Source organism: Pseudomonas sp. NFACC32-1, assembly GCF_900101215.1.
Taxonomy (GTDB): Bacteria; Pseudomonadota; Gammaproteobacteria; order Pseudomonadales; family Pseudomonadaceae; genus Aquipseudomonas.
Window position 1 is genome coordinate 258,203 of the sequence record NZ_FMUL01000007.1, and the last position, 14,960, is coordinate 273,162.

13 protein-coding genes are annotated in these 14,960 nt (G+C 61.5%); 4 read left to right on the forward strand and 9 right to left on the reverse strand.

Going from position 1 to position 14,960, the window contains the following annotated elements; all coding sequences use genetic code 11:
* Nucleotides 1–19: 19 nt before the first annotated feature.
* From BLP99_RS13970 to coxB, 3 genes are all read right to left on the reverse strand, one after another.
* A complete protein-coding gene (locus BLP99_RS13970) occupies nt 20–571 on the reverse strand; it encodes a cytochrome c oxidase assembly protein (RefSeq protein WP_072398074.1) in 552 nt (183 codons plus the stop codon).
* 122 nt (nt 572–693) lie between these two features.
* A complete protein-coding gene (ctaD, locus tag BLP99_RS13975) occupies nt 694–2,286 on the reverse strand; it encodes a cytochrome c oxidase subunit I (protein WP_072398072.1) in 1,593 nt (530 codons plus the stop codon).
* An 82-nt stretch (nt 2,287–2,368) separates the two neighbouring features.
* Complete coding sequence (gene coxB / locus BLP99_RS13980) at nt 2,369–3,496, reverse strand: cytochrome c oxidase subunit II (RefSeq protein ID WP_072398070.1); 1,128 nt, start codon at nt 3,494–3,496, stop codon at nt 2,369–2,371.
* Nucleotides 3,497–3,869: 373 nt separating this feature from the next.
* Here coxB and BLP99_RS13985 point away from each other — a divergent pair, with 373 nt between their 5' ends.
* A complete protein-coding gene (locus tag BLP99_RS13985) occupies nt 3,870–4,520 on the forward strand; it encodes a hypothetical protein (RefSeq protein ID WP_076405819.1) in 651 nt (216 codons plus the stop codon).
* A gap of 126 nt (nt 4,521–4,646) precedes the next feature.
* Here BLP99_RS13985 and BLP99_RS13990 read toward each other — a convergent pair whose 3' ends face one another.
* The 3 genes from BLP99_RS13990 to BLP99_RS14000 all read right to left on the reverse strand — a co-directional run bounded on the left by BLP99_RS13990 (nt 4,647) and on the right by BLP99_RS14000 (nt 8,271).
* The gene (locus BLP99_RS13990; protein ID WP_092180572.1) at nt 4,647–6,176 is read right to left on the reverse strand and encodes a SulP family inorganic anion transporter; all 1,530 of its coding nucleotides are present in this window, start codon (nt 6,174–6,176) and stop codon (nt 4,647–4,649) included.
* A gap of 92 nt (nt 6,177–6,268) precedes the next feature.
* Nucleotides 6,269–7,000, reverse strand: a complete 732-nt coding sequence (locus BLP99_RS13995) for a carbonic anhydrase (RefSeq protein ID WP_072398060.1) — start codon at nt 6,998–7,000, stop codon at nt 6,269–6,271.
* 212 nt (nt 7,001–7,212) lie between these two features.
* Nucleotides 7,213–8,271, reverse strand: coding sequence for a PA0069 family radical SAM protein (locus tag BLP99_RS14000; protein WP_072398059.1), 1,059 nt, complete (start codon nt 8,269–8,271; stop codon nt 7,213–7,215).
* Nucleotides 8,272–8,465: 194 nt separating this feature from the next.
* On the opposite strand from BLP99_RS14000, the gene BLP99_RS14005 reads away from it, so the two are divergent.
* A complete protein-coding gene (locus BLP99_RS14005) occupies nt 8,466–9,140 on the forward strand; it encodes a phosphatase domain-containing protein (RefSeq protein ID WP_092180575.1) in 675 nt (224 codons plus the stop codon).
* On the opposite strand, the gene BLP99_RS14010 is transcribed toward BLP99_RS14005, so the two are convergent.
* The 3 genes from BLP99_RS14010 to prlC form a co-directional block, all read right to left on the reverse strand.
* Nucleotides 9,121–11,142, reverse strand: a complete 2,022-nt coding sequence (locus tag BLP99_RS14010) for a M3 family metallopeptidase (RefSeq protein ID WP_092180578.1) — start codon at nt 11,140–11,142, stop codon at nt 9,121–9,123. The genes BLP99_RS14005 and BLP99_RS14010 overlap by 20 nt on opposite strands.
* 112 nt (nt 11,143–11,254) lie before the next feature.
* On the reverse strand, nt 11,255–11,533 hold the full coding sequence (locus tag BLP99_RS14015) for a YheV family putative zinc ribbon protein (RefSeq protein ID WP_024778466.1): 279 nt from the start codon (nt 11,531–11,533) through the stop codon (nt 11,255–11,257).
* Entirely contained in the window at nt 11,530–13,608 is a 2,079-nt protein-coding gene (prlC, locus tag BLP99_RS14020; RefSeq protein ID WP_176776506.1) for an oligopeptidase A, read from the reverse strand. Before prlC ends, BLP99_RS14015 begins: the two co-directional genes overlap by 4 nt.
* 62 nt (nt 13,609–13,670) lie before the next feature.
* Here prlC and BLP99_RS14025 point away from each other — a divergent pair, with 62 nt between their 5' ends.
* Both BLP99_RS14025 and BLP99_RS14030 read left to right on the forward strand, forming a co-directional pair.
* Nucleotides 13,671–14,216, forward strand: a complete 546-nt coding sequence (locus tag BLP99_RS14025) for a gamma carbonic anhydrase family protein (RefSeq protein WP_072398056.1) — start codon at nt 13,671–13,673, stop codon at nt 14,214–14,216.
* A 72-nt stretch (nt 14,217–14,288) separates the two neighbouring features.
* The gene (locus BLP99_RS14030) at nt 14,289–14,939 is read left to right on the forward strand and encodes an HAD family hydrolase (protein WP_072398055.1); all 651 of its coding nucleotides are present in this window, start codon (nt 14,289–14,291) and stop codon (nt 14,937–14,939) included.
* The last annotated feature ends 21 nt before the right edge of the window (nt 14,940–14,960 follow it).

Here is a 14,960-nt window from a genome sequence, read left to right on the forward strand (position 1 = left end):
GTTCTCCTTATCGGGCACGCTATCGGTCAGTGTTTACGGCCACCGGTGGATGACGAGCAGTGATGTCGAACAGCGTGTAGGACAGCGTCAGGTGCTTCACTTCCTTGGGCATTTCCCGGTCGACGATGAAGCGCATGGGCATTTCGATACGCTCGCCGGGTTGCAGCACTTGCTGGGTAAAACAGAAGCATTCGGTCTTGTGGAAATAGGCCGCCGCGTTGCTCGGTGAAATGCTCGGCACGGCCTGGGCACTCATTGGCCGGTCGGTGGGGTTGTGGGCCACGAAGACCATTTCGTTCACCGCCCCGGGCTTGACCACCAGCTCATCGCCCCTGGGGTAGAAGTCCCAGACCATGTCCACGGCGTTGGTCGACAGGAACTGCACGCGCACCTGCCGCGACTCGTCGACGGTCTGCTCGCCTTCGTACTGTCCGCCGGTCTTGCCGTTGATGCCGAACGCCTTGCACATCACGTCGTAGATCGGCACCAGGGCGAATCCGAAGACAAACATGGCCACCACCACCAGCAACAGCCGGGTGACCAGTTTTTTCAGTGAAATCGAATCAGCCATGATCCTCGTTCCTCATCCGTATTCCTGTGGGCGCGAGCTTGCTCGCGATGCAGGCGACGCGGTGTGCCAGGAAGACCGCTATCGCGAGCAAGCTCGCTCCCACAGGGGTTGCATGAGTCATCTCATTTCACTTCCGGCGGCGTGGTAAAGGTGTGATACGGCGCCGGCGACGGTACGCTCCATTCCAGTCCTTCGGCGCCATCCCACGGCTTGGCCGGTGCCGGCTCGCCGCCACGGATGGTCTTGATCACGATGAACAGGAAGAAGATCTGCGTGGTGCCGAACATGAACGCGCCGATGGACGAGACCATGTTGAAGTCGGCGAACTGCAGGTTGTAGTCGGGAATCCGCCGTGGCATGCCCGCCAGCCCCACGAAGTGCATCGGGAAGAAGGCCAGGTTCATGCCCACGAAGGACAGCCAGAAATGCAGCTTGCCGAGGGTTTCGTCGTACATGTGGCCGGTCCATTTCGGCAGCCAGTAGTAGGCCGAGGCGAAGATGCCGAAGATCGCACCGGGCACCAGCACGTAGTGGAAGTGGGCGACCACGAAGTAGGTGTCCTGGTATTGGAAGTCCGCCGGTGCGATGGCCAGCATCAGCCCGGAGAAACCACCGATGGAAAACAGGATCACGAACGCCACGGCAAAGAGCATCGGCGTCTCGAAGGTCAGCGAGCCTTGCCACATGGTGCTGGCCCAGTTGAACACCTTCACCCCGGTGGGCACGGCGATCAGCAGGGTGGCGTACATGAAGAACAGCTCGCCCACCAGCGGAATGCCCACCACGAACATGTGGTGCGCCCAGACGATGAACGACAGGAACGCAATGGCCGCCGTGGCGTAGACCATCGAGGTGTAGCCGAACAGCGGCTTGCGGGCGAAGGCCGGAATGATCGAGCTGACGGCACCGAAGGCCGGCAGGATCATGATGTACACCTCGGGGTGGCCGAAGAACCAGAACACATGCTGGAACAGCACCGGATCACCGCCGCCGGCGGCACTGAAGAAGCTGGTGCCGAAGTGGATGTCCATCAGCATCATGGTCACGCAGCCGGCCAGCACCGGCATCACCGCGATCAGCAGGAACGCGGTGATCAGCCAGGTCCAGACGAACAGTGGCATCTTCATCAGGGTCATGCCGGGGGCGCGCAGGTTGAGGATGGTGGCGATCACGTTGATCGCGCCCATGATCGAGCTGATCCCCATCAGGTGGATGGCGAAGATGAAGAACGTCACGCTTTCCGGTGCGTAGGTGGTGGACAGCGGCGCATAGAAGGTCCAGCCGAAGTTCGGCCCGCCCCCGGGGGTGAACAGGGTCGACACCAGCATCAGGAACGCCGCCGGCAGCAGCCAGAAGCTGAAGTTGTTCATGCGCGGCAGGGCCATGTCCGGCGCGCCGATCATCAGCGGGATCATCCAGTTGGCGAGGCCGACGAAGGCCGGCATCACCGCGCCGAAGACCATCACCAGGCCATGCATGGTGGTCATCTGGTTGAAGAATTCCGGCTGCACGATCTGCAGGCCGGGCTGGAACAGCTCGGCGCGGATCACCATGGCGAACGAGCCGCCCAGCAGGAACATGGAGAATGCGAACCACAGGTACAGCGTGCCGATATCCTTGTGGTTGGTGGTCAGTACCCAGCGCATCAGGCCCTTGGCGGGGCCGTGGGCGTGGTCGGCGCCGGCATGACCGTGGTCATCGATCACAGCACTCATGTCCTGTCTCCTTCGAACGAATGGGCTGGACGGCGCGGGGCAACGAGCCCCGCCCGGTTGCGGGAACACACGTCAGGCCGGCTCATTGGCTTTGCGCCTGTTTGAGTTCCAGCACTTCTTTGGGCGTCACCATGTCGCCCTTGTTGTTGCCCCAGGCGTTGCGTTCATAGGTCACGACCGCGGCGATATCGACTTCCGACAACTGTTTGCCGAACGCGGCCATGGAGGTGCCGGGTTTGCCGTGGAAGACAATGTTCAGGTGATCCTTGATCGGCCCGGTGGCGATCTTCGACCCCTTGAGCGCCGGGAACATCGGCGGCAATCCCTGGCCTTCAGCCTGGTGACAGGCCACGCAGGTGGTGTGGTAGACCTTGTCGCCACGTTCCTTGAGTTCTTCGAGGGTCCATTCCTTGCTGGTCAGCTCCTTGAGCTGCGCGGCTTCGGCCTTGCGTTCGCCCAGCCATTTTTCATAGTCGGGCTTGCTCTTGACCTCCACCACGATGGGCATGAAGCCGTGGTCCTTGCCGCACAGCTCGGCGCATTGGCCACGGTACAGGCCGGGCTTGTCGACGCGGGTCCAGGCTTCGTTGACGAAGCCGGGGATCGCATCGCGCTTGACCGCGAAGGCCGGCACCCACCAGGAGTGGATCACGTCGGCGGAGGTCACCAAAAAGCGCACCTTGGCATCGACCGGCAGCACCAGCGGCTTGTCGACCTCCAGCAGGTAGTGTTCGCCCTTGGCGCTCTGGTTATGGATCTGTTCGGTGGGGGTGGCCAGGTTGCTGAAGAACTCCACGTCCTGGCCCAGGTACTTGTAGTGCCATTTCCACTGATACCCGGTGATCTGGATGTCGATCTCCGATTCGCTGGAGTCGTACATCTTGATCAGCGTGGCGGTGGCGGGAACCGCCATGGCCACCAGGATCAGGAACGGCACGATGGTCCAGAGGATTTCGACGCGGGTGTTTTCGTGGAAGTGGGCCGCATTCTGGCCCGTCGAGCGGCGGTGCATCATCATCGACCAGAACATGGCCCCGAAGACGATGATGCCGATCACTACACAGATCCAGAAGATGGTCATGTGCAGGTCGAATACTGCATTGCTGATCTGTGTCGCTCCAGGCGCCATATTCACAGTCCAGGCCGCTTGTGCCTGGCTGAAAATCGAACACAACAGGAGGCCCATCCATACATGTGGATGTCGCATCATTGCGGGTTCCCCTTATCGTTCTTGTTATCCCGTAGGCGTCACGCCTTCGGCAAGGGAGCGGCTACATCAGACTACGAACTCATTGCGCCGTTGCCTTGCTGCCTAACATCGGGTTCATCAGCTAACTCCATTCCAACCCGAGTATAGACAGCGACTGCAACCTCGCAACGCGATGGCGTAAATCGCTTGAAACAGACGGGACTTGCGCCCGAGCCCGCGAATGGAGAAGGATGCGAACCTGAGTGATGGCAAATCGATATAGCGCTGATGCATCAAGCAAGGGGTATTTATGACAAATGGGTCTTAGGAGTGTTTTTACGCCAGCTAAGTTATGTCTTCCCTATTTCATTGCCTTTGTTTTCCTGGAGTTGTCATGAACACCGCCGCATTGCGCGAGCAGATCCAAAAAGCCCAACAACATGAAGCCGAGACCGGCCAGTTGACCCGTCAATTGACGGAGCAACTGCCGAACCTGCACCGTGCCATTCAATTGCCGGACGCGAACGCCAACGACGTCCTGGCGCGTTTTGTCGCCGCCTATATCGACGAAGTCCCCGACCTGCTGGACGCCGCCAACGATGTCGCCAGGGAAGCGGGTATCGAGTCGCAGATCAAACCGGTACTGAAGATCGCCGAACAGTACTTCCTCCAGCCGCCGACCATCATGGCCGGGCACGTCGGGCTCGACAGCCTGCTGGACGAAGCCTACCTGGCGCACCGGTTTGTCGAAGAGGTCAACGACCTGTACATCAAGCATTTCGGCCAGCCACTGATCCCCTTGGACATGACGGTCGCCAATCTGATTGCTCACCAGCTGATCGGTGAGCAATTCGCCAACCAACTCGATGAAGTGGTGCATCACACGTTCGATGAGATGCTCAACGACGAGACGTTTGCACTGGAGTCGGTAGAGAGCTACCGCGAGAAGCTCAGCAGCCCGGAAACCGGCGCGGCCTGGAAGCGCTGGCCGTGCATGTCCCGGCGCCTGGGCGTGGGGCTGGAGTTGGACCAGCCGGCGGCTTGATCCATCAGGGCAACTTAAATCTTTGTGGGAACGAGCCTGCTCGCGATGGCATTGGACCAGCCACCTCGCAGCTGGCTGACACGTCGCTATCGCGAGCAAGCTCGCTCCCACAGGATTTTCTGGGTGTCAGGCAGAAGCCGCGCCAACCCCCACGGTCGTGCGCAATCGCCCCTCCAGCCTGCGCTTGAGCCCGCGGGATTCGATCAGCAGCTTCGAACCCTTGCTGGCATTGGCCCGGCTCCATTCTTCGAGCAGTTCCAGGCAGGAGTGGTCGATGTAGCTCAGGTTGTTGAGCGGCACATGCACCGTCGCACCTTCTGGAATGGTGTTCAGCACCTGGGTCAGGGCTGGCACCTTGAGGAAGGTCGCCGCACCCACCAACCGCAGTTCCATCTCACCGTCCTGGGGCAAGTCGATCAGGCTGATTTTCAGGCGCGAGGCTTTCCAGGCCAGTTTCGCCAGGGTCAGGCCGAAACCGATCAGCACACCGGTCAGCAGGTCGGTGAAGATGATCGCCAACGCCGTCGCGGCGTAAACGAACATCGGCATCCGGCCGTAACGGCCCAGGCCGCGAAAGGCCTTGAGGTCCACCAGTTTGAAACCGGTGTACACCAGCACACCCGCCAGGCTCGCCACCGGAATGCTTTGCAGCACGCTGGATAGCAACAACACGAACAGCAGCAACCACAGGCCGTGGAAAATCGTCGACATCCGCGTGGTGGCGCCGGCCTGGACGTTGGCCGAGCTGCGCACGATCACGCCGGTCATCGGCAGGGCGCCGAGCAGGCCGCACAGCATGTTGCCGATACCTTGCGCCGACAGTTCCCGGTCGAAGTCGGCACGTTCACCGCTGTGCATGCGATCGACGGCGGCTGCTGACAGCAGGGTTTCGGCGCTGGCGATGAAGGCCACTGCGAATGCGGCGATCAGTACGGCGGGGTCGGCCAGGTTCAGCAGGTCCGCGGGGCGCAGCCAATCAATGGCTTCGGCCATGTTCGCCGGCACTTCCACACGCTTGACCTGCAAAGCCAGCAGCAGGCTGGCGGCGGTCGCCAGGCCGACACCCAGCAAAGCACCGGGAATGAAGCGCAGGCTGTGGGGACGCAGTTTTTCCCACAGCCACATCACTGCAATCGTCGAGAGCCCGAGCAATCCGGCCTGCCAGCCGAAGGACGGCAACGCCTGGGCCACCGCGCCAGGGAATGCGGCCAGGTTATCCAGGCCCGACGGCTTGGGTGCCGCATCGAGCATCACATGGACCTGGGACAGCACGATCAGCACGCCGATACCCGCCAGCATCCCGTACACCACCGCCGGCGCCGTTACGCGGAACCAGCACCCCAGGCGAAAGCGTCCGGCCAGCAATTGCAGAAAACCGGCCAGCAGCAGGATCGGCCCGAGCATGCCTACGCCGTGTTGGCGCACCAGCTCGAAAACCAACACCGCCAGGCCCGCAGCCGGCCCGCTGACCTGCAGCTTGGAACCGGCGAGGAAACCCACCACCAGGCCACCGACGATACCGGTGATCAGCCCCTTGGCTGGCGGCAGGCCGGATGCAATGGCGATGCCCATGCACAACGGCAGCGCCACCAGAAACACAACCACGGAAGCCAATAGCTCCCGTGGCAGAACAGCTTTCAATTGAGCAGCACGCATGGCGACTCTCCCGCAGTTTTCTTCAGGCATGGCAAGGCCCGGCCGCTCGAAGAGCAGCAAGGCTTGAACCATGCAAGGATGTTTAGGAGTGGTTAGAAGCGCGCTTTGGGCGTCGCCACCGGAATCGGATGGCTGCCATCAAGCGGCAGGAAACATCCCTTGTCCGCATCGAAGGCTTTGATCTCGCTGGTCTCGATGTTGTACACCCAGCCGTGGATGAACAACTGGCCGCTGGCCATGCGAGAAGCCACCGAAGGATGCGTTCGCAGGTGCTGCAGCTGCGCGATCACGTTCTCTTCGGTGAGCACGGGCATGGTCTGTTTTTCGTCGCCGCACGGGCAATTGTCGTGGACCATGGTCTTGGCCACTTCGGCGTGGCGCAGCCAGGCCTTGACGGTGGGCATCTTTTCCAGGGTATCGGGGTTGAGTACCGCGCGCATGGCGCCGCAATCGGAATGGCCACAGACGATGATGTGCTGCACCCCGAGGGCCAGCACGGCGTATTCGATGGCGGTGGAGACGCCGCCGTTCATCTGTCCGTAAGGTGGAACGACGTTGCCGACGTTTCGGGTCACGAACAGATCGCCTGGAGAACTATGGGTGATCAACTCGGGCACGATGCGCGAGTCGGCGCAGGTGATGAACATCGCCCTGGGTTTCTGGGCGGTGGCGAGTTTCTTGAAGAGCTCTTCCTGCTGCGGAAAGATCTCGTGATGGAAATGCAAAAAGCCGTCAACAATATGCTGCAGCGCTGCATCGGCGGTTTCCGCCTCGGGTTGGGCTGAAGCCGACGCAGCCAACGGCTGTTTATCCTTGTCACTCATGATTCATCCTCTTTGACGGGGGCCTGTGTGGCCACTAGTGGCTGTTTAAAAAACGTCCAGGTCGAATTGCCCGACCTGTCAGTCACTCGATGGACAAGGTAGCGACCGAAACTTAACTCAAACTGAATCGATGGCTCTAGAACAAGGATTACAGGCATGACCTAAAGTGCAGGTGCGATCATCCTCAGCCCATGTCACAAGGTCAACTTTAATCAAATCAACGACATCTGTCGGCCCGGCGGACAAAAGGCGTCGCAATCGAGATCGTAACCCCCTCGTCGCTCCAGGCCCAGGCGCTTGAGCGCCTTGGCGAACCGTTGGGCCAGCAGGTCGGCGAACGGTCCTTCACCGCGCATTCTCGTCCCGAACCGGCTGTCGTAGAGCTCGCCGCCGCGGCTCTGGCGCACCAGGCTCAAGACATGGGCGGCGCGTTGCGGATAGTGGGCCTGCAACCAGTCTTCGAACAGCGGTGCGACCTCCAGCGGCAAGCGCAACATGATATAGGACGCGCTTTGCGCGCCGGCGGCATGGGCCTCGGCCAGCAGGCTTTCGATTTCGCTGTCATTGATCATCGGAATCATCGGCGAACACAACACGCCCACCGCGATACCGGCCTCGCGCATGACCCTGATTGCTCGCAGCCGAGCCTTGGGCGCCGCCGCGCGCGGTTCGAGAATGCGCTTGAGCTCATCGTCCAGGGTGGTCAGGCTGATCATGACCCTGACCAGGCGCTGTCGGGCCAGCTCGCTCAGCAGGTCCAGGTCGCGCAGGATCAGCGACCCCTTGGTGACGATCGTCACCGGGTGACGGTAGCGCAGCAACACCTCGAGGATCTGTCGGGTGATGCGCTGTTCGCGCTCGATCGGCTGGTAAGGATCGGTGTTGGAGCCCAGGGCGATGGGCGCGCATTGATAACCGCGCCTGGACAATTGCTCTTCCAGCACATCGGCGGCGTTGGTCTTGGCGATCAGTTTTGTCTCGAAGTCGAGCCCGGGCGACATGTCCCAGTAGGCATGGCTGGGCCGTGCATAACAGTAGATGCAGCCGTGCTCACAACCCCGGTAGGGGTTGATGGAGCGGTCGAAACCGATGTCCGGTGAGGTGTTGCGGGTAATGATGGTCTTCGCCATTTCGATGCGCACTTCAGTGCCTTGGGTCGGCGGTACTTCCTGATACCAGCCATCGTCCTCGGCCACCGAGCGACTCGGCGCGAAGCGGTTGTGCGGGTTGGCGGCGGTGCCACGACCGCGGGGTGGAAGAGAGGCTGACATGGGGATACTCCGCGAAGCTGTATGTGCATACAGTATTCGCTGGAATTCATTTAGACCAGTGCCATTGAGCAGCCCGGCCGAGTCGAGACCCGATCGGGTATCCGTTGACATGGCTTTGACGTCTGGCCGACAGGTTTTTAACCGGCCGGGGCCGAAACTGGACGCCTCGAATCCTCCAGGTCCGGTCGCCCTACATGTTCAAGCTCCATTCATTGTTCTGCCTGGCGTTGCTTATCGCCTTGGCCGAGCCCGCCGCCCAGGCGGCTGACTCCGTTGAGACGCGGCCTGCCGAATGGGCTCAATCGGTGGCGAGGCGCTACGACCTGTATCAGATGTCGCCAACCCTCTACCGCAGCGCCTTGCCGGATGGCTCTGCGGTGCCGTTATTGACGAAGCTCGGGGTCGGCACGGTCATCACGTTCCTGCCCGACTCGGATGCCGATTGGTTATCCACGCCCGGTATAGACCGTGTGCAACTGCCTTACCGCACCAATCATGTCGATGACAGCGACATACTCAGCGCCTTGCGGGCCATCCAGGCGGGCGAAGCCAAGGGGGCCGTGCTGATGCACTGCAAGCACGGCTCCGACCGCACCGGGCTGGTGGCTGCCATGTACCGGGTGGTGGTGCAGGGCTGGAGCAAGGAGGATGCCTTGAACGAAATGACCGAAGGTGGCTTTGGTGACAGTCATCATTTCAAGGACGGGATTCGTTATGTCATGCACGCCGACGTCAAGAAGCTCCGCGCCGCGTTGGCGAACGGTGACTGCAGTACCAGCGTCTTCGCCCTTTGCTCCCTCAAGAGCTGGGTCAACTCGACCACGACGGCCCAACCCCTGGCCCCGCATCTCACGCTGCCGGGGCAATGATCGCCTCCGATCCGGTAAATACTCTGACGGATTCTGACAGCGGCCGTGAATCGCCGAGGCCGAAGACCGTTTCACGCAGCTCCCGGCCAGTCGTCCCGTTGAACAGTCCGTCGCGCTTGAACCTCTGGAACGTTTTCAGGGCCAGTTCCTTCGACCAGACATAGGCATAGATCCGGGCTGCGTAGCCGGTCACCATGTAATCCAGGGCGTTGGGCCAACGTTCTTGGCCAGTGGTGGGCAGATGCCCCACCTGTGCACTGATCTGGTCGAACACTTGCTGGACGGTCCGCCCGTCGCCGTGGCTTCGGTGCAGCTCGATATCGAACAACGCATTACGCAAGAGCGCGGCGGTTTCCCAGCTGGCCTGGGTGTCGACGAAGGCCAGTATCCGGTCGGCGACTTCCTCGGGCAGCGGTTTTCCGGACGGGTGATGGCTCGACAAGCGGACCAGGCCCTCGCGGGTGAAGCACCACTGCTCGAACAACATGCCGGCGAACTCGCAGGTATCGCGAGAGAGTTCCGTGATGCCCGAAATGTCGCGATATTCTGCCCGTGTCAGCAGGTGGTGCAGGCAATGGCCGAACTCATGGCACAGGATGCGCAGCTGCATATGGTTGAGCAACACCGGCTTGTCGTCGGCAGGGCGCGGCAACCAGCCATGCAGGACCGCGATCGGGTGCCGGGGGCGTCCCTCCGCGGTGATGCGGCGATTGCGCAGTGTGGTGGTGTTGGGATAACCGTCCCGGCCGGGCTCTTCGAAAGGGTCGAAATAGAGATGGCCGATGGTTTCTCCCCATTCCCTGGCTTCGAAAAGGCGAACGTCCGAATGCCAGGTCGGCACATCCCGGCGCTCGATGAACTCCACGCCGAACAGGTCCTTGGCGATCAGCAGCAATTGTGAAAACGTAGATTGCATCGGGAACCAGGCGCTCAGGGCCTGCCTTGAAAGGCCCGTCGTATGCTCGCGGAGTTTTTCCGCCAGGTAGGGGTAATCCCATGGGTGGAGCTCGCTGAAACCTTGCCGGGCGGCGAATGCCTCGAGCTGTTGGGTATCTCCTCTGAACGCGTCCTGGTGCCGTTGGAGCTGCTCGTGCAGGAAGGCCATGACCTGCGCCGTGGACTCGGCTTGTTCCGGCTCGATAGCCATCTGGGCAAAGTCCGTGTAGCCCAGCAAGCTGGCATAGCGACGGCGGTCCTGCAGCAGTTGCCAGAGGACGGGGCCGTTGTCGAACTGACTGGCGTGGGGCCCTCGATCCGATGCGCGTGTGCTGTAGGCGAGGTAGATCTGTTCACGCAGAAGGCGACTGTCGGCATAGGTTGTGACGATGCCGAACGACTCATCATCGAGCGTCAGCAACCAACCCGGGCGCCCGGCTTCCCGTGCCTGGTTCGCCATTCGCTGCCTGAAACCCTGTGGCAGGCCGCTCAACTGAGCCTCATCGACAAGTGATGTGTTCCAGGCCTTGTTGGCCTGGTGCAAGTGATCGAGAAACAGATTCCGAGCCGTCTGCATTCGCTTTTCCAAGGCGTTCAAGTCTGCCTGGACAGCGTCCGGCAAGCCGTTCAGGCCTTGCTGGTGAAAACGCTGCAGGATCTTTTCCAGGGCTCGCTTTCGCGCGGGTTCGAAGTGCCTGGCGATCTGGCTGTCCGCCAACTGTCGGTAGAGGCGCAACAGATCGGGATTCCTCGCCAGTGATTGCTGGAAGTCGTGTAGCCGTTCCCGGCAGTCCAGTGAGGCCTGGGTCCAGGCGTCTTCCGTTCGGGTGGAGGCCAGGGTATCGAGGACGTAGTCGAAGGTTTTCAGGCGCGCATGGATTTCGTCCATGGCCAACACCAGGTCATCCCAGGTGGGAAACGGCGTTTGGGTCTTGATGATCGCGGCCACTTGGGCACGACTTTGCGCAAGGATCCGCTCGAGGGCCGGCAGGAAATGTTCGGCCTGGATCTGCTCAAAGGGCGGCAGGTCATGGGCCTGCAACAGCGGATTGTCATCGTCGCGCATGGGAAACCTCTCTGTCTGGACTGGAGGGACAGTCTGGGCAGGAAGGCGCGCGGGTTGGCGGTATATATGTATCGCCTGCGACCCGGACGGCCCGCAGGTGATACATGACGTTTCAGTCGGTCTTTTTCTTCAACTTGGGATTGGGGAAGAACTGCACCGCCTGGACCTTCGCATCGGGCACCTTGAGCGCCGATGTATTGACCCGGGTACCCAGTTCCTTGGGCACCGACAGGCCTTGTTCGTTGAGCGTATCGGAATAACCGCAAGCCACGCATTCGCGATGCGGTACACCGTCTTCGTTCCACATCATCAGCTTGTCCGGCTCGCTGCACGCCGGGCAGACCGCCCCGGCGATAAAGCGTTTCTTCGTGATCACAGGCCCCTCGCTCATGCTGCCGCGTCCTCGCTCAGGCCGCTATGGCGCAAGAGTGCGTCAATCGATGGCTCGCGGCCACGGAAGTCGACGAACAGCACCATCGGTTCCCGGGAACCGCCGCGGGCCAGAATCGCCTCACGGAAGGCGCGGCCCGTGTCGGGGTTGAGCACGCCGTCCTCTTCGAACTTGGAGAACGCGTCGGCCGACAGGACTTCCGCCCATTTGTAGCTGTAGTAACCCGCCGCGTAACCGCCGGCGAAAATATGGGCGAAGCTGTTGGGGAAGCGGTTGTAGGCCGGCGGACGCATCACCGACACCTCGTCGCGCACACCTTCGAGCACCTGCAGGACGTTGCGGCCATCGCCATGGGTGGCGTGCAGTTCGAAGTCGAACAGCGAGAACTCCAACTGACGGACCATCATCAGGCCCGACTGGAAGTTCTTCGCCGCGAGCATTTTTTCCAGCAGGTCCTGAGGCAGCGGCTCGCCGGTTTCGTAGTGGCCGGAAATCAGTGCCAGGCCTTCTGGTTCCCAGCACCAGTTTTCCATGAACTGGCTCGGCAGCTCCACCGCGTCCCAGGCCACGCCGTTGATGCCGGACACACCGGCGTGTTCGACGCGGGTCAGCAGGTGGTGCAGGCCATGGCCGAACTCATGGAACAGCGTGGTGACTTCATCGTGGGTCAGCAGCGCCGGCTTGCCGCTGTCGGCCGGGGTGAAATTGCACACCAGGTTGGCGACCGGGCTCTGCAGCACGCCATCGATCGTGCGGCGACGGTCCCGGGCGCCGTCCATCCAGGCGCCGCCGCGCTTGTTGGCGCGGGCATAGAGATCGAAGAAGAAGCGGCCGACGTGCTGGCCGTTTTCCTTGATTTCGAACAGGCGCACGTCCGGATGCCAGCTGTCGAAGCCCTTCAGTTCGGCAATCTCGATGCCATAGAGGCGTTGCACGATGGCGAACAGGCCGCTCAGTACCTTGTCGATCGGGAAGTAGGCGCGCAGGGCTTCCTGGGCCACGCTGTAGCGTTGCTGGCGCAGTTTTTCACCATAGAAACCGCTGTCCCAGCTTTGCAGGTCGGGGCAGCCCTGCTCGGCGGCATAGGCCTTGAGCTGTTCCAGGTCCTGCGCGGCAAACGGCTTGCTGCGCTTGGCCAGGTCGCGCAGAAAGCCCAGGACCTGATCGCTGGACTCGGCCATCTTGGTCGCAAGGCTCAACTCCGCGAAATTGGCGAAGCCCAGCAGTTGGGCCAGTTCCTGACGCAGGTCGAGGATCTGCTCCATCACCGGGCCGTTGTCGTGCTGGCCGGCGTTGGGGCCCTGGTCGGACGCCCGGGTGCAGTACGCGGCGTAGACCTCTTCGCGCAAGGCGCGGTCTTCGGCGTAGGTCATCACCGCGTAATAGCTGGGGAATTCCAGTGTGATCAGCCAGCCGTCCAGTTCCTTGGCCTGGGCTGCGGCGGCCATTTGCGCCTTGGCCGAGTCGGTCAGGCCGGCGAGGGCGGCTTCCTCGGTGATGTGCTTGGTCCAGGCCTGGGTGGCATCCAGCAGTTGGTTGGAGAAACGGCTGCCCAGTTCGGACAGTTTGCTTTGTACTTCGGCGTAGCGCTTCTGCTGTTCGGGCGGCAGGTCGATGCCCGACAGGCGGAAGTCACGCAGGGAATGTTCCAGGATGGTTTTCTGTGCCACGTCGAAGCTGGCGGCTTCGGGGCTGTTGGCCAGCGCCTCGTAGGCCTGGAACAACTCGCGGTTCTGACCCAGTTCCGTGGAGTAGGCACTCAATGCCGGCAGGCAGGCCTCATAGGCCTCGCGCAGTTCCGGGCTGTTGCGAACGGCATTCAAATGGCTCACCGGGCTCCAGGCCGCGCCCAGGCGATCGTTGAGCTCGTCCATGGCCAGTACCAGGCCGGCCCAGGTAGGCTGGCTGCCCTGGGTCTTGAGAATTTCAGCGATGGCGGCACGGTTGTCAGCCAGGATCCGTTCGATGGCCGGTTGCACATGTTCGGCACGGATCGCCGAGAATGGCGGCAGGTCGTAGGGCTGCAAAAGAGGGTTGTTCACGCTCACGGTGGGCACCTTGGCTGGAAGAAACATGGCCCCATCTTAATTACAATCGCCCCTCACCGCAGCTATCAATACAGAAGAGAGAGCCTATCGTGACCCTCCGCACGTACCAGAATCACACCCCGCGGCTCGCCCGTGGCGCTTTTGTCGACAGCACCGCGGTGGTGATCGGCGACGTCGAAATCGGCGAAGACAGCTCCGTCTGGCCGCTGACGGTCATTCGCGGCGACATGCACCGCATCCGTATCGGTGCCCGCACCAGCGTCCAGGACGGCTGCGTGCTACACATCACCCATGCCGGCCCCTTCAACCCCGATGGCTTCCCCTTGCTGGTGGGCGATGATGTAACCATCGCCCACAAAGTCATGCTCCATGGCTGTTCGGTGGGCAGCCGGGTGCTGATCGGCATGGGCAGCATCGTCATGGACGGTGCGGTTGTCGAAGACGACGTGATTATCGGCGCCGGCAGCCTCGTACCGCCGGGCAAACGCCTGGAAAGCGGCTTTCTGTACGTGGGCAGCCCGGTCAAGCAGGCCCGGCCACTCACAGACAAGGAACGCGCCTTTTTCACCTACAGCGCAGCCAACTACGTAAAACTCAAGGATCTGCACCTGGCCGAAGGCTACGACCAGGCCTGAGTCGTTCGAACCTTCCATTGTGGCAAGGGCGCCTGCTCTCGCAAACATCGTGACGCTGCCCCAGGAATTGCCATGCATTACCAGACCGTACTCTTCGACCTCGACGGCACCCTCACCGACCCGCGCGAGGGCATTACCCGTTCGATCCAGTTCGCCCTGGGCAAACTGGGCATCGACGAGCCCGACCTCTCTCGCCTGGAACATTTCATCGGTCCACCGCTGCTGCAGGCATTCATGCAGTTCTATGACTTCGACGAAGCCAGGGCCTGGGAAGCGGTCAACTTCTACCGCGAGCGCTTCAAGGTCACCGGGCTGTACGAAAACCGGGTCTTCGACGGCGTGATGCCCTTACTGCAAACCCTGGGCGAGCAGGGCCGGCAGCTGTACATCGCCACCTCCAAACCCTGGGTCTTCGCCCGGGAAATCGCCCGGCACTTCGACTTTGCCCGGCATTTCAAGGTGATCTACGGCAGTGAGCTGGACGGCACCCGTACCAATAAAGTCGAGTTGATTGCTCACTTGATGGCTGAGGAAGGCCTGGATCCGGCCAATACCCTGATGATCGGTGACCGCAAGCACGATTTGATTGGTGCCCGCAGCAATGGGCTGGATGCGGCAGCGGTGGGGTATGGGTTTGGAAGCCATGAAGAGTTGAGCGCGCAAAACCCGGCGTTCCACTTCCAGACCTTGGAAGCGTTGCACCAGGCATTCATGCGCGGGTGACAGGTATACTCCTCAGGTGCC